The sequence below is a fragment of the Sphingomonas adhaesiva genome, assembly GCF_036946125.1.
In the GTDB taxonomy this organism is placed as follows: domain Bacteria; phylum Pseudomonadota; class Alphaproteobacteria; order Sphingomonadales; family Sphingomonadaceae; genus Sphingomonas; species Sphingomonas adhaesiva_A.
Genome location: NZ_JAQIJT010000002.1, coordinates 1,032,371 through 1,054,934, shown reverse-complemented (window position 1 = coordinate 1,054,934; position 22,564 = coordinate 1,032,371). Strand labels below are relative to the sequence as shown.

General features: G+C 69.9%; 20 protein-coding genes. 12 read left to right on the top strand and 8 right to left on the bottom strand.

Annotated features, from left to right (window positions below; translation table 11 throughout):
* Positions 1 to 9: 9 nt before the first annotated feature.
* The 7 genes from dusB (at position 10) to hflX (ending at position 9,427) form a co-directional block, all read left to right on the top strand.
* Positions 10 to 1,008, top strand: coding sequence for a tRNA dihydrouridine synthase DusB (dusB, locus tag PGN23_RS11205; RefSeq protein ID WP_335302955.1), 999 nt, complete (start codon positions 10 to 12; stop codon positions 1,006 to 1,008).
* A complete protein-coding gene (locus PGN23_RS11200; RefSeq protein ID WP_335302954.1) occupies positions 1,008 to 2,063 on the top strand; it encodes a two-component system sensor histidine kinase NtrB in 1,056 nt (351 codons plus the stop codon). The genes dusB and PGN23_RS11200 overlap by 1 nt, the downstream gene beginning before the upstream one ends.
* A complete protein-coding gene (gene ntrC / locus PGN23_RS11195; protein WP_335302953.1) occupies positions 2,063 to 3,520 on the top strand; it encodes a nitrogen regulation protein NR(I) in 1,458 nt (485 codons plus the stop codon). The genes PGN23_RS11200 and ntrC overlap by 1 nt, the downstream gene beginning before the upstream one ends.
* Positions 3,521 to 3,572: 52 nt before the next feature.
* Positions 3,573 to 5,816: a sensor histidine kinase gene (locus PGN23_RS11190; protein ID WP_335302952.1), complete on the top strand. Its 2,244-nt coding sequence runs from the start codon at positions 3,573 to 3,575 to the stop codon at positions 5,814 to 5,816.
* A 2-nt stretch (positions 5,817 to 5,818) separates the two neighbouring features.
* Entirely contained in the window at positions 5,819 to 7,189 is a 1,371-nt protein-coding gene (gene ntrX, locus PGN23_RS11185) for a nitrogen assimilation response regulator NtrX (protein ID WP_335302951.1), read from the top strand.
* Positions 7,190 to 7,603: 414 nt separating this feature from the next.
* Positions 7,604 to 8,140 (top strand): RNA chaperone Hfq, encoded by a 537-nt coding sequence (hfq, locus tag PGN23_RS11180; protein ID WP_335304578.1) that lies wholly within the window; start codon positions 7,604 to 7,606, stop codon positions 8,138 to 8,140.
* Positions 8,141 to 9,427 (top strand): GTPase HflX, encoded by a 1,287-nt coding sequence (gene hflX, locus PGN23_RS11175; RefSeq protein ID WP_335302950.1) that lies wholly within the window; start codon positions 8,141 to 8,143, stop codon positions 9,425 to 9,427.
* Between the two features lie 5 nt (positions 9,428 to 9,432).
* On the opposite strand, the gene mazG is transcribed toward hflX, so the two are convergent.
* Genes mazG through PGN23_RS11145 form a run of 6 tightly spaced genes read right to left on the bottom strand, consistent with a single transcriptional unit; the run spans position 9,433 to position 14,298 of the window.
* Positions 9,433 to 10,170, bottom strand: a complete 738-nt coding sequence (gene mazG, locus PGN23_RS11170) for a nucleoside triphosphate pyrophosphohydrolase (protein ID WP_335302948.1) — start codon at positions 10,168 to 10,170, stop codon at positions 9,433 to 9,435.
* A 31-nt stretch (positions 10,171 to 10,201) separates the two neighbouring features.
* Positions 10,202 to 10,357 carry a hypothetical protein gene (locus tag PGN23_RS11165; RefSeq protein ID WP_335302946.1) on the bottom strand — a complete coding sequence of 52 codons (156 nt, stop codon included), beginning with the start codon at positions 10,355 to 10,357 and terminating at the stop codon, positions 10,202 to 10,204.
* On the bottom strand, positions 10,351 to 11,115 hold the full coding sequence (locus PGN23_RS11160) for an MBL fold metallo-hydrolase (protein WP_335302945.1): 765 nt from the start codon (positions 11,113 to 11,115) through the stop codon (positions 10,351 to 10,353). Before PGN23_RS11160 ends, PGN23_RS11165 begins: the two co-directional genes overlap by 7 nt.
* Positions 11,112 to 11,888 carry a TatD family hydrolase gene (locus PGN23_RS11155; RefSeq protein WP_335302944.1) on the bottom strand — a complete coding sequence of 259 codons (777 nt, stop codon included), beginning with the start codon at positions 11,886 to 11,888 and terminating at the stop codon, positions 11,112 to 11,114. Before PGN23_RS11155 ends, PGN23_RS11160 begins: the two co-directional genes overlap by 4 nt.
* Positions 11,888 to 13,438: a methionine--tRNA ligase gene (gene metG / locus PGN23_RS11150; protein ID WP_335302943.1), complete on the bottom strand. Its 1,551-nt coding sequence runs from the start codon at positions 13,436 to 13,438 to the stop codon at positions 11,888 to 11,890. The genes PGN23_RS11155 and metG overlap by 1 nt, the downstream gene beginning before the upstream one ends.
* 47 nt (positions 13,439 to 13,485) lie before the next feature.
* Positions 13,486 to 14,298: an ABC transporter substrate-binding protein gene (locus PGN23_RS11145; RefSeq protein ID WP_335302942.1), complete on the bottom strand. Its 813-nt coding sequence runs from the start codon at positions 14,296 to 14,298 to the stop codon at positions 13,486 to 13,488.
* Between the two features lie 73 nt (positions 14,299 to 14,371).
* Between PGN23_RS11145 and PGN23_RS11140 the strand changes: the two genes are divergently transcribed.
* From PGN23_RS11140 to moaB, 3 genes are read left to right on the top strand one after another with little or no spacing between them, the layout of a single operon-like run.
* A complete protein-coding gene (locus tag PGN23_RS11140; protein ID WP_335302941.1) occupies positions 14,372 to 15,361 on the top strand; it encodes a FecCD family ABC transporter permease in 990 nt (329 codons plus the stop codon).
* The gene (locus PGN23_RS11135; protein WP_335302940.1) at positions 15,355 to 16,119 is read left to right on the top strand and encodes an ABC transporter ATP-binding protein; all 765 of its coding nucleotides are present in this window, start codon (positions 15,355 to 15,357) and stop codon (positions 16,117 to 16,119) included. Before PGN23_RS11140 ends, PGN23_RS11135 begins: the two co-directional genes overlap by 7 nt.
* 9 nt (positions 16,120 to 16,128) lie before the next feature.
* The gene (gene moaB, locus PGN23_RS11130; RefSeq protein ID WP_335302939.1) at positions 16,129 to 16,656 is read left to right on the top strand and encodes a molybdenum cofactor biosynthesis protein B; all 528 of its coding nucleotides are present in this window, start codon (positions 16,129 to 16,131) and stop codon (positions 16,654 to 16,656) included.
* Here moaB and PGN23_RS11125 read toward each other — a convergent pair.
* Positions 16,631 to 17,131: a hypothetical protein gene (locus PGN23_RS11125; protein WP_335302937.1), complete on the bottom strand. Its 501-nt coding sequence runs from the start codon at positions 17,129 to 17,131 to the stop codon at positions 16,631 to 16,633. The two genes, moaB and PGN23_RS11125, sit on opposite strands and share 26 nt — an antisense overlap.
* A gap of 138 nt (positions 17,132 to 17,269) precedes the next feature.
* Here PGN23_RS11125 and PGN23_RS11120 point away from each other — a divergent pair, with 138 nt between their 5' ends.
* Positions 17,270 to 18,352: a PA0069 family radical SAM protein gene (locus PGN23_RS11120; RefSeq protein WP_335302936.1), complete on the top strand. Its 1,083-nt coding sequence runs from the start codon at positions 17,270 to 17,272 to the stop codon at positions 18,350 to 18,352.
* 53 nt (positions 18,353 to 18,405) lie between these two features.
* Here PGN23_RS11120 and dnaE read toward each other — a convergent pair whose 3' ends face one another.
* Positions 18,406 to 21,903, bottom strand: coding sequence for a DNA polymerase III subunit alpha (gene dnaE / locus PGN23_RS11115; RefSeq protein ID WP_335304577.1), 3,498 nt, complete (start codon positions 21,901 to 21,903; stop codon positions 18,406 to 18,408).
* A gap of 95 nt (positions 21,904 to 21,998) precedes the next feature.
* On the opposite strand from dnaE, the gene PGN23_RS11110 reads away from it, so the two are divergent.
* A complete protein-coding gene (locus PGN23_RS11110; protein ID WP_335302935.1) occupies positions 21,999 to 22,562 on the top strand; it encodes an HdeD family acid-resistance protein in 564 nt (187 codons plus the stop codon).
* Positions 22,563 to 22,564 lie beyond the last annotated feature (2 nt).

Sequence of the window (22,564 nt, the reverse complement as noted above, 5' to 3'; positions counted from 1 at the left end):
AGTCATGTGATGCAACGGCTTTCCCCCATCCAGATCGGCGCGGTGCGGATCGACCAGCCGGTCGTGCTCGCGCCGATGACCGGCGTCACCGATCAGCCGTTCCGCACGCTCGTGCGCCGCTACGGCAGCGGGCTGAACGTGACCGAGATGATCGCCAGCCAGGCCGCGATCCGCGAGACGCGCCAGTCGATCCAGAAGGCGGCCTGGCACCTGTCGGAGGAGCCGGTGTCGATGCAGCTGGTCGGCTGCACGCCCTATGAGATGGGCGAGGCGGCGAAGCTGGCGCGCGACAGGGGCGCGGCGATCATCGACATCAACATGGGCTGCCCGGTGCGCAAGGTGACCAACGGCGACGCCGGCTCCGCGCTGATGCGCGACCTGAAGCTGGCGGCGGAGCTGATCCGCGCGGTGGTCGCGGCGGTCGATGCGCCGGTGACGCTCAAGATGCGGATGGGCTGGTGCCACGACAGCCTGAACGCCCCCGAACTGGCGCGGATCGCGGAGGACCTGGGGGTGAAGATGGTCACGGTCCACGGCCGTACCCGCAACCAGATGTACAAGGGCTCGGCCGACTGGGCGTTCATCCGCCGGGTGAAGGACGCGGTGCGCGTGCCGGTGATCGCCAATGGCGACATCTGCGGCGTGGAGGATGCGAAGGCCGCGCTGGAGCAGTCGGGTGCCGACGGTATCATGATCGGGCGCGGCGCCTATGGGCGCCCGTGGCTGCTGGGGCAGGTGATGCACTGGCTGGCGACCGGGGAGGAACGCCCCGACCCGTCGATCGACGAGCAATATCGCGTGATTACCGAGCATTACGACGCCATGCTGTCGCACTATGGCACCGTGACGGGCGTCAATATGGCGCGCAAGCACATCGGCTGGTACACCAAGGGCATCGCCGAATCGGCGGAGTTCCGCAACAAGGTGAACCAGGAGCCCGACGCGGGGCGCGTGCAGGCGATGCTGGCCGAATTCTACGCGCCGCACCGGATGCAGGACGCGGCGTGATGCTGTCGATGCGCGGCCCGGACGAGGCGGAGCTGCTCGCCGCGCTGCCGGTGGCGCTGCTGGTGGTCGACCCCGACGACCGCGTCGCGCGCGCGAACGGCGAGTGCGAGACGCTGCTCAACCTGTCCGAGCGCGCGATGCTGGGGCAGCCGGTGCAGACGATCCTGAACCTGCCCGAGCCCGCGCAGCGGCGCGAAGGCCACGCCTTTGCCGTGTTCGATACCGAGATGGTGACGCCGCGCGGGGTGCGCATCCGCGTCGACCTGATCGAGACCGAGGTGGTCGACCATCCGGGCTGGCGCACGATCACGCTGCACAATGCCGCCGCCTCGCGCCGGCTGGGCATCTCCTCCGAGCGCGCGGCGGCGGCACGCAGCGCGGTGGGGGCGGCGGCGATGCTGGCGCACGAGATCAAGAACCCGCTGTCGAGCATCCGCGGCGCGGCGCAGCTGATCGCGGACGGCGCGGCGCAGGAGGAACTGACCCGGCTGATGATCGCCGAGGTCGACCGGATCGCGGCGCTGATCGACCATATGCAGGATTTCACCGACACGCGCCCGCGCGCGGTCGAACCGCTCAACATCTACCCGCTGCTGGCGCATGCCCGCGGCGTGGCGCTGGCGGGGTTCGCGCGCGGCATCACGATCGAGGAACGCTACGACCCGTCGCTGCCGCAGGCGATGGGGAATGGCGATGCGCTGCTCCAGATCATCCTGAACCTGCTGAAGAATGCCGCCGCCGCGCTCGGCGATCGCGGCGAGCGGAAGATCACGCTGGCGACCGCGTACCGCCACGGCATCACCGTGCCCGCGGGCAAGGACGGCGCGCGCGTGGCGCTGCCGATCGAGATCTGCGTCATCGATACCGGGCCGGGCGCGCCCGACGACATCGCCGAGCATCTGTTCGACCCGTTCGTCTCCAGCCGGCCCGAGGGCAAGGGGCTGGGACTGGCGCTCGTCGACAAGCTGATCCGCGACATGGGCGGGATCGTGCAATATGCGCGCGAGGGACGCCCGCATCAGACCGTCTTCCGCCTGCTGCTGCGGCGCGCCTGATGTCCGGGGCGACAGGCCGCGTCCTGCTGGTGGACGACGACGATTCGATCCGCACCGTCGTGGCGCAGGCGTTGCGGCGCGCCGGGCACGACGTGCGCACCGCCGCCAGCCTGGCTGAGCTGGAGCGCGAGATGCGCAGCCACCCGCCGCAGGTGCTGCTGACCGATGTCGTCCTGCCCGATGGCGACGGGATCGAGAATGCGGCGCGGGTGCTGGCGGATCATCCCGGCCTGCCGGTCATCGTGCTGTCGGCGCGCAACACGCTGACCACCGCCGTGCGCGCCAACGAGGCGGGCGCCTACGACTATCTGCCCAAGCCGTTCGATCTCGACACGCTGACCCGCACCGTCGCCGCCGCGCTCGCCCGGCGGGCGGGGAGCGAGGCGGCGGACGAGGCGAGCGAGGACGCCTCGCTGCCGCTGATCGGGCGCTCGCCCGCGATGCAGGAGGTGTACCGCGTGATCGCGCGCGTCGTCTCCAACGATCTGACCGTGCTCGTCTCGGGCGAATCGGGGACGGGCAAGGAGCTGGTGGCGCGCGCGATCCACGATCTGGGCGCGCGCCGCGCCGCGCCGTTCGTGCCGATCAACATGGCCGCCATCCCGCGCGAGCTGATCGAGGCGGAGCTGTTCGGGCATGAGCGCGGCGCCTTCACGGGGGCGGCGCAGCGCAACGCCGGTCGGTTCGAGCAGGCGGCGGGGGGCACGCTGTTCCTCGACGAGATCGGCGACATGCCGGTCGAGGCGCAGACGCGGCTGCTGCGCGTATTGCAATCGGGCGAGTTCACCACCGTGGGCGGCGCGCGGACGATCCGCGCCGACGTCCGCATCGTCGCCGCGACCAACCGCGACCTGCACCAGGCGGTCGCGACGGGGCAATTCCGCGAGGACCTCTATTACCGGCTGAACGTCGTGCCGATCGCGCTGCCCGCCTTGCGCGAGCGGCGCGGCGACGTGGCGGAGCTGGCGCGGCACTTCCTGGACCGCGCGGCGGAGGCGGGGCTGCCGCGCAAGACGCTGGATGCCGCAGCGATCGACGTGCTGGAGCGGCATGACTGGCCCGGCAACGTGCGCGAGCTGGAAAACGTCATGCGCCGGCTCGCGGCGCTGTCGCGCGACGATCATGTCGGCGCGGCGGAGGTGTATGCGACGATCGGGGGCGGGGCGGCGACGCCCGCGCCGGCCGCAGCGCCCGACCCGGGGCTGGAGGTGGCGGTGCGCGCGCTGATCGACCGGCTCGCCCGGCAGGAGCCGCGTTCGCTGGAGGACGGTTCGCTCTACGAGCGCGTCATCGGCGAGGTGGAACGCCCGCTGATCGAGGCGATGCTGGCGCGGCACGGCGGCAACCAGCTGCGCGCGGCGCGCGCGATCGGGCTGAACCGCAATACGCTGCGCAAGCGGCTCGACGTGCTGGGGATCGACGCGACCGCGCGCCCACCCGTCGCAGCGGAGGACTGATCCGCCGAAATATGTGTTCTCCATGCAACACCGATGTTGTAGCGGGGGACGAATGACTGCGGAAGCGACGCCTGCCTCCCTGGCCGTACCGGCACCGGCAACCCGCTTCCGCGTGACCCCCGCGCTTGAGTTGGCGGTGCTGAGCCTGGCGGTGGGGATCGGGATCGGCAGCTACTTCATCGTGCAGGGCGAGGGCGATCCGGCGGGGCTGCTGGCGCCCCCAATCGTCGCGCTCATGCTGGTCGCCAACCTGGTGGCGGGGATCGCGCTGCTGATGCTGCTGGGCCGCCGCATCGCGCGCAGCCGCGCGGCGCGCTCGCCGATCGGCGGGGCGGGGCGGCTGCACGTGCGGCTGGTGCTGCTGTTCTCGGTGGTGGCGGCGGTGCCGGCGCTGCTGGTGACGATCTTCGCGTCGCTGCTGTTCCAGTACGGCGTGCAATTCTGGTATTCCGACCGCGCGCGCGGGATGTTCGAGAATGCGGCGTCGCTGACCCGCACCTCCTACGACCAGATCATCCAGCGCTGGGACGAGGCGACGGTGACGATGGCGGACGATCTGTCCGCGTTCCTGCGCGAGCAGCCGATCGACAGCAACCGCTTCCCCGATTTCTTCGGGCGGCAGGTCTATTATCGCAGCCTGTCGGAGGGCGCGCTGTTCGCGATGAACCCGCGCGGGGGCCTTCAGACGCTGGCGGTGGTCAATCCGTACGAGATCGACCTGGCGCGGCTCATCACCCCCGCCGCGATCGCGCGGCTGAACGGCGAGCGGCGCAGCGTGGTGATCGTCACCGGCGACCGGATCCAGGTCTTCACGCGGCTGCCGGGCGCGGAGAACATCTACCTCTATGCCGCGCGCGTGACCGATCCCAAGGAGATGACGACGCAGACCGCGCGCGCCGAGGCGGCGCTGGTCAATTATCGCCAGCTGCTGGCGCGCGCGCGCACGCTTCAGCTCCAGTTCAACGCCGCCCTGCTGATCGTGTCGCTGCTGATCGTCGGGGTCGCGGTGTGGATCGCGCTGGCGGTCGCGGATCGGCTGGTGCGCCCGGTGGGCGAGCTGGTGGATGCGGCGCGGCGGGTCGAGGGCGGCGACCTGTCGGCGCGGGTGCCGGATACGCTGGAGCGCGATGAACTTGGGACATTGTCCAATGCCTTCAACAGCATGACGGCCAGGCTTCATACGCAGAATACGGCGCTGGTGACCGCCTATGCGCAGCTGGACAATCGTCGCGCGCTGATCGAGGCGGTGATGTCCGGGGTATCGGCGGGCGTCATCTCGATCGACGGCAGCGACCGTACCATCCGCCTCATCAACAGCTCGGCACAGACGCTGCTGGGGCTGGACGAATCGCCGGTCGGCCGCCCGCTGGCGGAGGTCGCCCCGGCCCTCGCCCCGATGCTGGAGGGCGGTGCGCGCGAGGCGACGGTGCAGCTGGCGGTGCATGGCGAGCCGCGCACCTTCGCGGTGCGGATCGCGCAGGACGGCACCGGGCCGATCATCACCTTCGACGACATCACGCAGCAGCTGACCGATCAGCGCCGCGCCGCCTGGGCCGACGTCGCGCGGCGCATCGCGCACGAGATCAAGAACCCGCTGACCCCGATCCAGCTGGCCGCCGAACGCCTCCAGCGCCGCTACGGCGGCAAGGTGGAGGAAGGGGATACGACCTTCGGCCGGCTGACCGACACGATCGTGCGCCAGGTCGGCGACCTGCGGCGGATGGTGGACGAGTTCAGCAGCTTCGCGCGGATGCCCAAACCCGTGTTCCGCGAGGAGTCGCTGGTCGATATCGCGCGCCAGACGATGTTCCTGCACGAGGTCGCGCACCCCGGCATCCGCTTCGTGCTGGACCACGACGATCCCGGCCCGGCATTGGTATGCGACCGGCGACAGCTGGGCCAGGCGCTGACCAACATCGTCAAGAATGCGGTCGAGGCGGTCGAGGCGGCCGATGCCAGCGAGGGTCGTGTGACGATGGCGCTGGGGCAGACCGACGAACGCGTGACGATCGCCGTCAGCGACAACGGCGTCGGCCTGCCCGTCGAGCGCGACCGCATCGTCGAGCCCTATATGACGACGCGCGCGCGGGGCACGGGCCTGGGCCTCGCCATCGTCAAGAAGATCGTGGAGGAGCATCTGGGGACGATGACCTTCGCCGATCGTGCCGGGGGCGGCACGATCGTGACGCTGTCGTTCGACACCGCGCCGCTGGCGCGGCTGGCGAGCGGCGATGATGCCACCATGCAGGACGACGACCGCGCGCTCGCCGCCCTCACCAGAAACCGGATCGGATAAGCATGGCGATCGACATCCTCGTCGTCGACGACGAACTCGACATCCGCGAACTCGTCGCGGGCGTGCTGGAGGACGAAGGCTATGACACGCGCATGGCCGGCGACAGCGACGCCGCGCTGGAGGCGATCGCGACGCGCCGCCCCAGCCTGGTGCTGCTCGACGTGTGGCTGCAGGGCTCGCGGCTCGACGGACTGGACCTGCTGGAGGAGATCAAGCGGCGCGATCCGTCGATCCCGGTGCTGGTGATTTCCGGCCACGGGACGCTCGACACCGCGGTCGCCGCGATCCGGAAAGGCGCCGCCGACTTCATCGAAAAGCCGTTCCAGGCCGAGCGGCTGCTGCTGATGGTCGAGCGCGCGACCGAGACCGAGCGGCTGCGTGCCGAGGTCGCGAGCCTGCGCGCCGCGGCGGGCAGGGGGACCGACCTCACCGGCAGCTCGACCGCGATCAACGCGGTGCGCGCGACGCTGAAGCGCGTGGCGGGGACCGGCAGCCGCGTCCTCATCATGGGGCCCGCGGGCGTCGGCAAGGAGGTCGCCGCGCGGCTGCTCCACGGCTGGAGCCAGCGTGCGCACGCCAATTTCGCGATCGCGAGCACCGCGGGCATGAGCCCGGAGCGCGTCGAGGAGGAATTGTTCGGGGTGGAGGAGGGGGGCGACCTCGTCCGCACCGGGCTGCTCGAACAGGCGCACGGCGGCACGCTGTTCCTCGACGAGATCGCGGACATGCCGACCGCGACGCAGGCGCGCATCCTGCGCGTGCTGACCGACCAGAGCTTCACCCGCGTCGGCGGCACGCGCGTGGTGAAGGTGGACGTGCGCGTCGTCTCCGCGACCGCGCGCGACCTGTCGCACGAGATCGCGGAGGGGCGGTTCCGCGAGGACCTCTATTACCGTCTCAACGTCGTGCCGGTGACGATCCCGCCGCTGACCGAGCGACGCGAGGACATCCCCGCGCTGGTCGAGCATTTCGTCGCGCATTACGCGACCGAGCGGCGCGTGCCGGTGCCGCAGATCGCGACCGACGCGCTGGTCGCGCTCCAGTCCTACGACTGGCCGGGCAACGTGCGCGAGCTGCGCAACGTGGTGGAGCGGACGATCATCTTGGCGCCGGGCGACCGGATCGGGCGGATCGACCTCGACCTGCTGCCGGCCGAGGTGCTGGGCGGGAACGACGGCGCGGCCGGCGCCAGCGCGATCATGGGAGCGCCGCTGCGCGAGGCGCGCGAGACGTTCGAGCGCGAGTATCTGCGCGTCCAGATCCGGCGCTTCTCGGGCAATATCTCGCGCACGGCGAGCTTCATCGGGATGGAGCGCTCCGCGCTGCACCGCAAGCTGAAGCTGCTGGGGATCACGGAAACGCGGGACGAGTAGGCCACCGTTACCCCGGGCTCGACCCGAAGCGATCCACTGACGATCGGCTCATACGATCCCGCAATGTTGCCCAGCCGGACCCCGGCCTGCGCGGGGCCTTTGCAAAACAGGTGCAACGGCATCGACGCCACGCCGTGCTCCTGCGTAGGCAGGAGCCCAGGGCCACGCAGAACAACGCCTTTTTGGAACTGCAACTCTGGGCTCCTGCCTTCGCAGGAGCACGGTGTAGCCTGTTGCAAAGGTCCCGCCTGCGCCGGGGAACGAGCAGGATTTCCGACCGTGCTCGCAGAACGGCGTCACCCCGGCTTACGGCCGGGGCGACGATGTGATCGCGCGCATCTGGACGCCGCGTCCCCGGCATCCTAGCTAGGGCCTGCCGCTTCGAGCGGCCTTCATCGACGCCGGCAACGGCGCATCCGCGGGGAACCTCCCGCCAATAAGAAGGACCAAGCATCCATGGCCGACAAGCAGACCTCGCTCCAGGACCTGTTCCTGAACGCGCTGCGCAAGTCCAAGACCCCCGTCACCATGTTCCTGGTGAAGGGCGTGAAGCTCCAGGGCATCGTCACCTGGTTCGACAATTTCTCCGTGCTGCTGCGCCGCGACGGCCAGTCGCAGCTGATCTACAAGCACGCCATCTCCACGATCATGCCCGCGGGGCCGATCGACGTGCCCGGCATCGTCGGGCAGTTGAGCGACGCGCCCAAGAAGCAGCCGCTGCTCCAGGACATTTTCCTGTCCGCGGTGCGCAAGAGCGAGGATCCGGTGACGATGTTCCTCGTCAACGGCGTGATGCTGCAGGGAGCGATCGCCGGCTTCGACCTGTTCTGCATGCTGCTCCAGCGCGACGGCATGGCGCAGCTGGTCTACAAGCACGCCGTGTCGACGATCCAGCCGTCGCGACCGCTCAACCTCGCCGAGGAACAGGGCGTCGATGAGGATGACGACTGAGTGAGCACCGGGTTCGACCGCGATCGTGACGATGTGACCCGCGGCGCGCGCGCGGTGGTGGTCTACCCCGATCTGGGCGGATCGTCGCGCGATGCCGAGGCGCGGCTGGAGGAAACCGCCGGCCTCGCCGAGGCGATCGGCGTCGCGGTGGTGGACCGTGTCGCGTTCCGCGTCCGCACCCCGCGCGCCGCGACGCTGATCGGGTCGGGCCAGATCGAGGATCTGGCGACGCGGGCGCGGATGGAGGAGGCGGCGCTGATCGTCGTCGACGGCAGCCTGACGCCGATCCAGCAGCGCAACCTGGAGACCGCGCTGGAGGCCAAGGTGATCGACCGGACGGGGTTGATCCTGGAAATCTTCGGCGAGCGCGCCGCGACCGCCGAGGGGCGGTTGCAGGTCGAGCTCGCGCATCTCGACTATCAATCCGGTCGACTGGTGCGCAGCTGGACCCACCTGGAGCGGCAGCGTGGCGGCTTCGGCTTCCTGGGCGGTCCGGGTGAAACGCAGATCGAGGCCGACCGCCGCCTGATCCGCGACCGCATGGCGCGGCTGCGGCGGGAGCTGGAGCAGGTGACGCGGACGCGCGGGCTGCACCGCGAGCGGCGGCAGCGCGCGCCCTGGCCGGTGATCGCGCTGGTCGGCTATACCAACGCGGGCAAGTCGACGCTGTTCAACCGCGTGACCGGCGCGCACGTGATGGCCGAGGACCTGCTGTTCGCGACGCTGGACCCGACGCTGCGTCAGGTGACGCTGCCGGGAATCGACAAGGCGATCCTGTCCGACACGGTCGGCTTCGTCTCCGAACTGCCGACGCAGCTGGTCGCCGCGTTCAAGGCGACGCTGGAGGAGGTGGTGTCGGCCGATCTGCTGATCCATGTCCGCGACGTGGCGCATCCCGACACCGCGGCGCAGAAGGCCGATGTCGAGGCGGTGCTGGCGGAGGTCGGCGTGTCCGAGACGACGCCGCGAATCGAGGCGTGGAACAAGCTGGACCTGCTCCACGGCGACGCCCGCGACGACCTGCTGGCGGAGGCGGCGCGGCGCGACGACGTCATGGCGATCTCCGCGTTGACGGGTGAGGGGGTGGAGGCGCTCATCCGCCGTATCGGCGACCTGCTGACGGCGGGGCATCAGCGCTACGCCGTGACGCTGGATGCCGGCGACGGCGCAGGGGCGGCATGGCTCCACGCGCACGGCGAGGTGCTGGATCAGGAGGTCGACGGCGATCGCATCGTCTACGAAGTCCGGATGGCGCCGGCGGATTACGAGCGCTTCGCGTCGCGCTGACGCGGTCAGCGCGCCTTGGCGACCGTCTGCCAGAGGTGCTCCTTCTCCTCCAGCGACATGGCGGCGAAGGCCTCGCCGCCGGCGGTCTCGATCGCGCGGAAGCGGCGTTCGAATTTCGCGTTCGCCTGGCGCAGCGCGGCTTCGGCGTCGACGCCCAGGTGCCGGGCCCAATTCACGACCGCTTGCAGCAGGTCGCCGATCTCGTCGACGCGTTCCTCATGCGTGGTCGCGGCCTCGACCTCGGCCAGTTCCTCGTCCACCTTCGCGCGGGGCCCGCTGGCGTCGGGCCAGTCGAAGCCGGTGCGCGCGGCGCGCTTCTGGAGCTTTTCGGCGCGCATCAGCGCGGGCAGGCCGACGGCGACGCCGTCCACCGCGCTGGCGGCGCCGCGCTCGGCGCGCTCTGCGGCCTTGATCTCCTCCCACATATGGCGGCCGCCGGAGGTCGCTTCGCCGAAGATGTGCGGGTGGCGACGTTCCATCTTGTCGCTGATGCCGGCGACGACATCGGCCAGCGTGAAGGCGCCGCGCTCCTCGGCGATGCGGCTGTGGAAGACCACCTGTAGCAGCAGGTCGCCGAGTTCGTCCCTGATGTCGGCGACGTCGTCGCGCGCGATCGCATCGGCGACCTCATAGGCTTCCTCGATCGTATAGGGGGCGATCGTCTGCCACGTCTGCGCGCGATCCCATTCGCAGCCGCCGGGGCCACGCAGCCGCGCCATGATCGCGACCAGTCGGTCGATCATCCGTTCTCATCCCCTAAATCGATAATATGCATTATGTAAAACTGCGGACCATGATCCACCCGATCACGAAGATGGCGATCCAGGCGCCGGCATAGACCGCGACCGTCCGCCACGGCAGCCGGCGCGACATGAGCGCCGATAACGGCAGGATGAGCACGAGCAGCAGGATCAGCGTCTGCGCTACCATGCGGCTTCCCAGCCGTCGTAGCCCGGCTCGATCCCGCGCGGCAGTTCGGCGACGAGGCCGGCATAGTCCATCGTCTGATCCATATGTACCAGGGCGGCCTTCTTCGGACGAAGCTCGCCGATCCAGCGGAGCGCGGATGCCAGATCGGGGTGCGTCGGATGCGGGCGCCGGCGCAGCGCATCGACGATCCACAGGTCCAGTCCCTGATAGATCGTCCACATGTCGTCGGTCATGACGTTGAAATCGGTGGCATATCCAACGGCGCGCCCGTCCGCCTCGAAGCGGAGCCCGGCCGAGGTGATCGCGCCATGCGGCTGATCGGTGACGGTGATGGCGATGTCGCCGATCGTGAGCCGGTCGGGCAAGGGTGACAGCGAAACGGTCGGCGGATAGCCCTGATGGCCGCGAAAGACGTAGCCGAACTGCTGCTGAAGCGCGGCCGCGGTGGCGGGGCGTGCATAGCCCGCGACCGGGCGGCCGAGAGCGTGGAAGAGCTGACGCAGATCGTCGACGCCGAAGACGTGATCCGCGTGCTGGTGGGTCCAGATCACCGCATCGACCGTGGCCACGTCCGCGTCCAGCAGCTGCGCGCGCATGTCGGGGCTGGTGTCGATCAGGATGCGCGTGCCGCCGTGCTCGACGAGCAGGGACGAACGGGTGCGGCGGTTGCGGGGTTCGTCAGGGTCGCAATCACCCCAGTCGTTGCCGATGCGCGGCACCCCCGACGACGTGCCCGAGCCGAGGATGCGGACCTTCATGCCACCGTCTTGGCGAAGAGCCGGTGGAAATTGTCGGCGGTATAGTGCTGCAATTCCTCAACATCCTCGTCGCGCAGACGGGCGAGGAACGCCGCCGTATCGGCGACGAACGCAGGTTCGCCGGTCTTGCCGCGATGCGGTACGGGGGCGAGGAAGGGCGCATCGGTCTCGATCAGGAGGCGCTCGCGCGGCAGCCGGGCGGCGGTTTGCTGGAGGTCGGTGGCGTTCTTGAACGTCACGATGCCCGAAATCGAGATGTAAAGCCCCATGTCGAGCGCCGTGTCGGCGAACGCGCCGCTGGCGGTGAAGCAGTGGATGACGCCCGCATAGGCCCCCTCCTCCATCTCCTCGCGCATGATCGCGGCGGTGTCGTCCTCGGCATCGCGCGTATGGACCACGATCGGCACGCCCGCGGTGCGCGCCGCGGCGATGTGCGCGCGGAAACTGGCCTGTTGCCGGGCGCGATCGGAATGGTCGTAGAAGTAATCGAGCCCGCTCTCGCCGATTCCCACGACGCGCGGATGCCGCGCGCGAGCGATCAGTTTCGCGGTATCGACGTGGGGATGCCGATCCGCTTCGTGCGGGTGGATGCCGACGGTGGCCCAGACATCGGCCTCGCGCTCGGCGGTCGCCAGCACCGCGTCCCATTCGCTCTCACGCGTCGCGATGTTGAGCATCGCGGTGACGCCGCGCGCGCGGGCGCGTTCGAGCACCGCCTGCTGTTCCTCCGCCAACCCCTTGTAATTCAGGTGGCAATGGCTGTCGGCGAGCATCAGGCGGGCTCCGCCTCGACCGGCATCTCCAGCCGCGGGAAGGCGGGCGTGGGCGCGGCGAGGACGAAGCCCGCCGCCTCCGCGCGCTCATACCAGCCGTCGTCGTCGATCGCGGCGTGGTCGCGCGCCTCGACGCCGAGCAGGTCGAGCACCTTGCCCGCCCCCTCCGGCACGACCGGAAGGATCGCGATCGCCAGCATCCGGATCGCGCGGACCAGCGTGCGCAATACCGCGTGCATCCGCTCCGGGTCGGTCTTGCGCAGCGCCCAGGGCGCCTGCGCGTCGATATACTGGTTGCAGGCGAACACGCCGCGCAGCCATGCCTCGACCCCCTGGCTGAGCATCAGGTCGCCGAACGCGGTCTTCAGCCCGGCGCAGGCGACGACGACCTCCTCGATCAGCGCGCCATCGGCGGCGTCGGCGCGACCGATGCCGGGCAAGGCGCCGCCCAGGTTCTTGGCGACGAACGACAGCGTGCGCTGTGCCAGATTGCCGAAGGCGTTGGCGAGTTCGGCGTTGACGCGGGTGACGATCGCCTCCGCCGAATAGCTGCCGTCCTGCCCGAAGCTGACCTCGCGCAGGAGAAAGTAGCGCAGGCCGTCGACGGAGAAAGCACGGGCCAGATCAAGCGGATCGACGACGTTGCCGAGACTCTTCGACATCTTCTCCCCGCGATGCAGCAGGAAGCCGTGCCCGAACACCGTCTTCGGCAGGGGGATACCCGCCGACATCAGGAAAGCGGGCCAATAGACCGCGTGGAAGCGGACGATGTCCTTGCCGATCAGGTGCAGGTCGGCGGGCCAGTACGGCATGTCGCCGTCCGGATAGCCCGCGCCGGTCAGATAGTTGGTCAGCGCATCGACCCACACGTACATCACGTGCCCGGGGCTGCCCGGCACCGGCACGCCCCAGTCGAAGCTGGTCCGCGACACCGACAGGTCGGACAGCCCGCCCTCGACGAAGCGCAGGATCTCGTTCCGCCGCGCCTCGGGCCGGATGAAATCGGGGCTGCCGGCGTAGAGATCGAGCAGCGGCTGCTGGTATTTCGACAGGCGGAAGAACCATGTCTCCTCCGCGGTCCATGTCACGGGCGTTCCTTGCGGCGAGAGCTTTGCGTCCCCTTCCCCCTCGACCAGTTCCTTTTCGTCGTAGAAGGCCTCGTCACGGACCGAATACCAGCCCTCGTAGCGGTCGAGGTACAGGTCGCCGGCATCCGCCATCGCCTGCCAGATCGCCTGGCTGGCGCGGTGGTGATCGGCGTCGGTGGTGCGGATGAAGCGATCGTAGCCGATCCCAAGCGCGTCGCACATCGCCCTGAAATAGCCGGACATTTCGTCGGCCAGCGCGCGCACCTCCACGCCCTTGTCGCGTGCGGTCTGCACCATCTTCAGCCCGTGCTCGTCGGTGCCGGTCTGGAAGCGCACGTCGCGCCCGGCCTGCCGCTGGAACCGGGCGATCGCATCGGCGGCGATCGCCTCATAGGCGTGGCCGATATGCGGGCGGCCATTGGGGTAGCTGATGGCGGTGGTGATGTAGAACGGATCGGCCATGCGCGCGTCTCTACGAGGCAATCGGCGTCAGGACAACGTGGCACGCATCAGCGCGGTTGCGCGCGCAGCTGCCGCGCCAGCGACACCGCCGCCTTCACATAGGCCGGGCCGCCGCACACCGTCCATGCCTGGGGCAGGCGCAGCCGCGGGATACGCTCCAGCAGCGGATGGTGAAGCATCTCGGTCCCACGATCGGCGACGCGTTCCGCATCGGTTTCCACGATGAGATAGTCGGGCCTCGCCAGCGCCATCTCCTCCAGCCCGACGTGCGCCAGCGCAGGCTTTCCCAGACGCGTGGCGAGATTGCGCAGCCCCACGCGCCGCATGAGGTCGTCGACGAGCGTTCCGGTGCCGGTCAGGAACCCGCGACGCTGATAATAAGCGGCGGTGCGGCCGCGGCCGGCGGTGCGGGGCAACGTCGCCAGCGCGCGGTCCATCGCCGCGATCAGCGCGGCTCCGCGGGCGGGATGCCCGACCGCGTCCGCGACCTGCTGCACCTGCGCCACGATCGCCGCGCGATCCGCGGCGGGGGGGAGCGCGACCACGGGGATATGGCGCGCCGCCAGATGGGTCGTCACCAGCGGGTCCTGCCACGGCGAGGCGAGCACGAGATCGGGGCGAAGCGCCAGCACGTCCTCCGCCGATCCGCGGGTCGCTCGAAGCCCGCGCGCCTGCGCCGCCGCGGCCGACATCTGCGGATCGGTGGCGAACTGCGTCAGCGCGACGATCTGTGCGCGGTCCGCCAGCGCCAGGAGATACTGGTCCGCGCACAGGTTCAGCGACACGATCCGCCGCGGAGCCGCGACGGGCGCCGCCGCGGTGACGCCAAGTAGGAGGGGCAGGAGGAGCAGGAGACGCATGATCGCCCTTTGCCTCCCCTGCCCCTTTCGCGCTAGGCGGCGCGTCGACCGCCACGAGAAGGCTTCTCCATCCGTGACCTATCGCCGCTGGCTGTGGCCGGCCCTGATCCTGACCACGCTGATCGCGCTGACGCTGAGCGTGGGCGTCGGCAGCGCCAGTATCCCGCCCGCGCGCGCGCTGGCGGCGCTGGTTGGGCATGGCGACCCGGTGGAGCGTGCGATCCTGATCGAGCTGCGATTGCCGCGGGCGATCCTGGGGCTGGCGGTGGGTGCGATCCTGGGGCTCGCCGGGGCGGCGCTGCAGGGCTATCTGCGCAACCCGCTGGCGGAGCCGTCGGTGCTGGGGGCGTCGAACGGCGCGGCATTGGGCGCGGTGGTGGCGCTGTATTTCGGGCTGGCGACCGCGCAGGAGATCGCGCTGCCGGTCCTGGCGATCGTCGGTGCGCTGGTGGCGCTGGGCGTCCTGCTGGCGCTGGCGCGACGCTCCGACAGCGCGCTGACGCTGATCCTGGCGGGGATCGCGATCTCCACGCTGTCGGTCGCGGGGACCAGCCTGGCGCTGAACCTGTCGCCCAATCCCTTTGCGGCGATGGAGATCATGACATGGCTGATGGGGAGCCTGGAGGATCGCTCGTTCCGCCACGTCGCGCTGGCCCTGCCGTGCATCGCGTCAGGCGCCGCACTGCTGGCCGGACAGGGGCGCGCGCTCGACGCGCTGACGCTGGGCGAGGACGGCGCGGCGGCGCTGGGCGTCGATCTGGCGCGCACGCGGATACGGCTGCTGCTGGGCGTCGCGATCGGCGTGGGCGGCGCGGTCGCGGTGTCGGGCGCGATCGGCTTCGTCGGGCTGATCGTGCCGCATCTGATCCGGCCGCTGACCGACCGTACACCCTCCGCGATCCTGTGGCCCAGCGCGCTGGCGGGGGCGGCGCTGCTGACGCTGGCCGATGTCGCGGTGCGCGTCATCCCGACCACCAACGAACTGAAGCTGGGGGTGGTCACCGCCTTCCTGGGGGTGCCGGTCTTCCTGCTGCACCTGATGCGGGAGCGGCGGCTGTGGTGAGCATCGTCGCGCAGGGGCTGGGCGTCTCGCTCGGCCAGCGGCAGGTGCTGGACGACGTGTCGTTCGACTGGACGCCCGGTACGCTGGTCGGGGTGCTGGGCCCCAACGGCGCGGGCAAGTCGACGCTGGTACGCGCGCTGCTGGCGCTGCTGCCGCACCGCGGCGCGGTGACTGTCGACGGTGCGCCGCGCCGGACGCTGACGCGGGCGGCGCTGGCGCGGCGGATCGCCTATCTGCCGCAGGGGCAGACGCTGCATTGGCCGATGACGGTCGAGCGGCTGGTGGCGCTGGGGCGGCTGCCGCACCTCGCCCCCTTCTCGCGCCTGTCGCCCGCCGACCATGCCGCGGTCGCCGAGGCGATGGCGCGCGCCGATGTCATGCATCTCGCGACGCGCACCGCGACTGAATTGTCGGGGGGCGAGCGTGCGCGGGTGCTGCTGGCGCGGGCGCTGGCGGTGGGGGCGCCCGCGCTGATCGCGGACGAGCCGCTCGCCAGCCTGGACCCCGCGCATCAGATCGAGGGGATGGAACTGTTGCGCGCGCAGGCCGATGCGGGCGGGCTGGTGGTGGCGGTGCTCCACGACCTGACGCTGGCGGCGCGCTTCTGCGACCGGGTGCTGGTGCTCGCAGACGGCGGGGTCGCGGCGGATGGCGCGCCGGGCGCGGTGCTGACGGCGGATCTGCTCGCGCGGGTCTATGGCATCACCGCCTGGCGCGGCGAACAGGGCCTGCTGGTCCCGCACGATCGCATCCGCTAGGGTCGCGCGATGCCGATCGACGAAAGCCGCACGTTCCAGCCGATCCGTATCGCGGTGCTGACCGTGTCCGACACGCGCGGGCCGGCGGAGGATCGCTCCGGCGACACGCTCGTCGCGCGGCTGACCGGGGCGGGGCACGAGCTCGCCGCGCGGCTGATCCTGCGCGACGACATGGCGGCGATCGCCGATCAGCTCGACCGCTGGATCGACGACACGGGCATCGACTGCATCATCACCACCGGGGGCACCGGCGTGACCGGGCGCGACGTCACCCCCGAGGCGGTCGAGCGCGTCGCCGACAAGATGATCCCCGGCTTCGGCGAGTTGTTCCGCTGGCTGAGCTACCGGACGATCGGCACCTCGACGGTACAGAGCCGCGCCTGCGCCTGCGTGGCGCGCGGCACCTATATCTTCGCGCTGCCCGGATCGACCGGCGCGGTGAAGGATGCGTGGGACGGCATCCTGAAGGACCAGCTCGACAGCCGCCACCGCCCCTGCAACTTCGTCGAGCTCATGCCCCGGCTGCTGGAACGCTGACTATGCTCTCCTGATCGTCCAGCAACTCGGTGACCAAGCGGAAGCAGTCGTCGACGTGCCTGTTGCCGACCAGCTTCATCATCCCGAAGCTCATGCCCGCGGACACGGTGTTGCCGACGACCGGGACGAACGACGCCGCGCTTTTGACCGCGACGCGGACGCCGACCTGCCTCAGGATCGCGACGATCGCGGTTTCGGTTATCAGCTTGCCGATCAGCTGGGTGCCGATCCGCCCGGCGATGACCGCGATCTGTTCCTTCACCTGTTCGTCAAGACCGTCGATCTGATCGGGATCCAGCCCGAACTTCGCGTTGATCTTGGGCAGCAGCGTGGTGAGGTTGAGGACGTCGCTGGTCGCACCCGCCGCGGCAAAGGGGATCGCGCCGGTCGCCGCCGAGACGATCGCGCGCCGCGTGACCAGCTTGTAGCATTCGCTGCGGACACGTTCCGCCTGCGCGCGATTCTTGATGAGCAACCGACTTCTCCCCCTGATACGCCACCGTCTTAGATCATGCGGATCGGCGGCCGGCGTCGCATTGATCCGATTCGGATGAAGTTTGCCGCGGGCGCCTATGTTCTTGATCCGTTCCGATGGGCGCGATACGATCGGACCATGCCGACGCCGAAGAATCGAGCGGTCCGCGGGGCCACGCTGAACGCCGAGAGCCGGCGCCTCAACCTGCCGCAGGCCGTCGCGGACGGCGACTGGCTGGACGCGCGCGAAGCGGTCGATGGCGCCGCGCCGGCGCTGCGGACGACGGTGACGGTCGAGCATGCGCGCACGATCATCACCCGCAACCGCTCGCCCGACGTGCCGTTCGACCGTTCGATCAACCCGTATCGCGGCTGCGAGCATGGCTGCATCTATTGCTTCGCGCGGCCGAGCCACGCGTATCACGACCTGTCGCCGGGGCTGGATTTCGAGACCAGACTGTTCGCCAAGCCCGATGCCGCGGCGCTGCTCCGCGCCGAACTGGCCAGGCCGGGATATGCGTGCCAGCCGATCGCGATGGGGACCAATACCGATCCCTATCAGCCGATCGAGCGCGAGTGGCAGGTGACGCGGCGCGTGGTCGAGGTGCTGGCGGCGTGCGATCATCCGCTGGTCATCACCACCAAGTCCGACCGCGTCGTGCGCGACCTGGACCTGCTGGCGCCGATGGCGGCGAAGGGGCTGGTGGCGGTCGCGATCTCGGTCACGTCGCTCGATCCGCGCATCGCGATGACGGTGGAGCCGCGCGCGCCCACGCCCGAACGGCGGCTGGCGGCGGTGGCGCGGCTGGCGAGCGCGGGGGTGCCGACCTATGTCAACATGGCGCCGGTGATCCCCGCGATCACCGATGGCGAGGTGGAGGCGATCGTCGCGCGCGCCGCGGCGGCGGGGGCGCGGGGCGTCTCCTTCATCCCGGTGCGGCTGCCGTGGGAGGTGGCGCCGCTGTTTCGCGCATGGCTGGACGAACATTTCCCGGACCGTGCGGGCAAGGTGATGGCGATCGTCCAGTCGCTGCGCGGCGGGCGCGACAACGACCCCCGCTTCGGCTCGCGGATGAAGGGCGAAGGGCCGTGGGCGGACCTGCTGCGCACCCGGTTCCGGATCGCGCGGACGCGGGCGGGGTTCAGCGACGAGCGGCGCAAACTGGACCTGCGCTGCGACCTGTTCCGCCCGCCGGCGGGGGCGCAGGGGGAGTTGTTTTGATGGACGAGTATTCGTCATTGCGAGCGTAGCGAAGCAATGACGTTGTCGGTGCGTCACCCCACCGAGCGGAGGCGGGTTTCCTCGATATCGAACTCGACCTTGGTCACGCCCGGCAACGATTCGATCCGCTCCGCCAGCTCCGCATCCAGCGCGAAGTCGCGGTCGAGGATCACCACCGCCACCTCGTCCGATGCGAGCGGCACCTTCAGCGTCACCTTGCCGCGCGCGCCGCGCAGCGGGCCGATCAGCGCGGCGAGCGCGGTGACGGCGGCGGGGTCGTCGACCGTCACCTCCAGCGCGAAGCGGGTGGTCGTCGCCAGTCCCTCGAACGGGCGGATCGCCTTGATCGAGACGCGCGGCGTTTCCTCGCCCGGGCGGCGATCCAGCTCGACCGTCATCAGCCCGCAGCCGCCGTTCTTCGCCGCCTCCTCCAGATCGGTGGAGGTGCCGTCCTCGAAACAGGTCGCGACGAACTGCCCGGAGGCGTCCGACAGCGTCGCCATCAGGTAGCGGCGCCCGCGCGCGGACGTGCGCCAGCGGGCGTCCTCCACCATCACCGCCATCGTCGCCATCACCCGCGCGCCCTCCGGGATCGGCAGCTCGCCGAGCGCGACATAGCTGCGCGCGCCGTGCATCTTCGCCAGGTGGCGGTAGCGGTCGACCGGGTGCGCGGAGAAGTAGAAGCCGAACGCTTCCTTCTCCTGCTCCATCCGCTCGGCCAGGCTCCAGCGCGCGGTCGCGGGCAGCTTGATGACGTCACCCGCCCCGCCCGCATCGTCGCCGAACAGCCCGCCCTGCCCGCTGGTGCGGCCGTGGTGGGTGCTGGCGGCGATCGCCAGGATCGTCTCCGCGACCGTGTGGACACCCGCGCGGTTCGTCTCCAGCGCGTCGAACGCGCCCGCCGCGGCCAGCGTCTCCAGCTGGCGCTTGTTGAGCAGGCGCGGGTCGACCCGGCTTGCGAAGTCGTCGAGGCTGCGGAACGCCCCGTTGGCGCGCTCCTCGATCAGTTTCTCCATCGCGCCTTCGCCGACCGACTTGAGCCCGGCGAGCGCATAGCGGACGCCATATGCCTGCTCGTCGCCGGCCGGCTGCACGTCGAACTCGGCGTCGCTGGCGTTGATGCACGGTGCCAGCAATGGCACCCCCAGCCGGCGCATGTCGTCGACGAAGATCGCGAGCTTGTCGGTGAGATGGATGTCGTAGCACATCGACGCGGCGAAGAATTCGGCCGGATGATGCGCCTTCAGCCACGCGGTCTGGTACGCCAGCAGCGCATAGGCCGCGGCGTGGCTCTTGTTGAAGCCGTAGCCCGCGAACTTGTCGATCAGGTCGAACAGCTGGTTGGCGTAATCCGCCTTGATCCCGTTATGCTCGGCACAGCCCGCGACGAAGGTGGCGCGCTGCGCGTCCATCTCCGCCTTGATCTTCTTGCCCATGGCGCGCCGCAACAGGTCCGCGCCGCCGAGCGAATAGCCCGCCAGCACCTGCGCGGCCTGCATGACCTGTTCCTGATAGACGAAGATTCCGTAGGTCTCGTTCAGGATCGGCTCCAGCAGCGGGTGGGGATAGGTGATCTCCTCCTGCCCCTGCTTACGCCTGCCGAACGAGGGGATGTTGTCCATCGGGCCCGGGCGGTAGAGCGACACGAGCGCGATGATGTCGCCGAAATTGGACGGGCGGACGGCCGACAGCGTGCGGCGCATCCCCTCCGATTCCAGCTGGAACACGCCGACCGTGTCGCCGCGCTGAAGCAGTTTGTAGACGCCCTCGTCGTTCCACGGCAGCGCGTCGAGATCGACCGCGATCCCGCGCTTGGCGAGCAGCTGGATCGCCTTCTTGAGCACCGACAGCGTCTTGAGGCCGAGGAAGTCGAACTTCACCAGCCCCGCGCCCTCGACATATTTCATGTCGAACTGCGTGACGGGCATGTCGGAGCGCGGATCGCGGTAGAGCGGAACCAGCTGCGCCAGCGGGCGGTCGCCGATCACCACGCCCGCCGCGTGGGTCGACGAGTGGCGCGGCAGCCCCTCCAGCTTGGTCGCCAGATCCCACAGGTGGCGGACCTGATTGTCGTTGGAATATTCCTTCGCCAGCTCCGGCACGCCGTTCAGCGCGCGCTTCAGGTCCCACGGATCGGTCGGGTGGTTGGGCACCAGCTTCGCCAGCCGGTCGATCTGGCCGTAGCTCATCTGGAGCACGCGCCCGGTGTCCTTCAGCACCGCGCGCGCCTTCAGCTTTCCGAAGGTGATGATCTGCGCGACCTGATCGCGGCCGTACTTCTCCTGCACGTAGCGGATGACCTCGCCGCGGCGGGTTTCGCAGAAGTCGATGTCGAAGTCGGGCATCGACACGCGTTCCGGGTTCAGGAAACGTTCGAACAGCAGCCCGAGCTGGAGCGGGTCGAGATCGGTGATCGTCAGCGCCCAGGCGACCGCCGAACCCGCGCCCGATCCGCGCCCCGGCCCGACCGGGATATCATGCTGTTTCGCCCATTGGATGAAGTCGGCGACGATCAGGAAGTAGCCGGGAAAGCCCATCTGGATGATGACGTCGAGCTCGAACTCCAGGCGATCCTTGTACGCGTCCTGCCACCCCGCGTCGCCCGCCTGGCCCAGCTCCTCGATCCGCCGGAGCCGCGCCGCGAGCCCCGCGCGCGCGCGGTCGCGCAGCATCGTCGCCTCGCCCTCGCGGTCGCCCGCGAGGCTGGGCAGGATCGGCTTGCGCTTGGGCGCGGCGACGGCGCAGCGCTGCGCCACGACCAGCGTGTTCGCGATCGCCTCGGGCAGGTCGTGAAAGAGCGCGATCATCTGCTCGGCAGGCTTCATCCACGCATGGCCGCAGCTGCGCGGGCGATCCTCGCTCTCGACATAGGTGGAATGCGCGATGCACAGCATGGCGTCGTGCGCGTCGCCGAAGCTCGCCTCCTCGAAGCAGCTGGGGTTGGTCGCGACGATCGGCCAGCCGCGGTCGTAGGCGAGGTCGAGCAGATGCTCCTCCGCCTTCTCCTCCACCGCATCGTCGCGGCGCGACAGCTCGATATAGAGGCGATCGGGGAAGATCGCGTGGAGCCGGTCGGCATAGGCCGCGGCGCGCGCGGGCTGATCCTCCGCGAACAGGCGCGCGACGCCCCCTTCCCCGCCCGCGGTCAGCGCGATCAGGCCGGCGGCATGTCGCCTCAGCACGTCGAACCCGACGTGCGGCGCCAGTTCCAGCGGGCGGTCGAGATGCGCGTGGCTGACCAGCGCGCACAGATTGTCGTAGCCGGTTGCGTCCTGCGCATAGAGCGCGATCCAGTCGATCACCGGCGGCGCGCCGTCGGGCATGTCGGGGCGCGCGAGGCCCAGCATCGTCCCGATCACCGGCTGGACGCCCGCGCCCGCCGCGGCGTCGGAAAAGGCCATCGCGGCGTACAGGCCGTTGCGGTCGGTCAGGCCGGCGGCGGGAAAGCCCAGCTTCGCGGCGCGCTTCGCGATCGCCTTCGGCTCGATCGCGCCATCGAGCATCGTGTAGGAGGAAAAGATGCGGAGCGGTACGAACCCGGAATGCGCCATCAACCCAGGATAGGCCCGCCACGCCGATTCGACCAGCACGGAACCCCCCCATGCCCCACCCGTTCGCCGCATCGACGAAAGGAAGGTGGAAGACGATGGACGATGTGCGATCCGATACGCCGGTGATGGGCGCCGGTTGGGGCTGGATCATGGCATATGGCGTGGTGTCGTCGCTGGTCGGCATCGCCGCCTTCGCCTGGCCGTTCGCCGCGACCTATGCCGCGACGGTGACGATCGGGGCGTTCTTCTTCATCTCCGGCGTCTTCGCAATCGCCGCCGGGCTGTTCGGGCACGGGCATGAGAGCCGCGCCTATTCGGTCGTCTTCGGGCTCGTCTCCGTGATCGTCGGCGCGATCATGGTGATGGAGCCGATGACCGGCGCGATCTCGCTGACGCTGATGGTCGCGGTGTGGCTGGCGGTGCGCGGCGCGCTGGAGGTCTACTGGGGCATCAAGGCGCGGCGGCGGCGCGGGCTGATGATCGCGCTGGGCGCGGTGAACCTGCTGCTCGCGGTGTTCATCGTCGCGACCGTGCCGTGGTCGGCGCTGACGCTGCCGGGCTTCATCCTGGGCATCAGCTTCCTGATGGGCGGTGTCACCGCCATCGCCGCGGCGTGGGACCACCGCAGCGGGGCGAAGCCGTTCGGCGTGCCGGCGTAGGC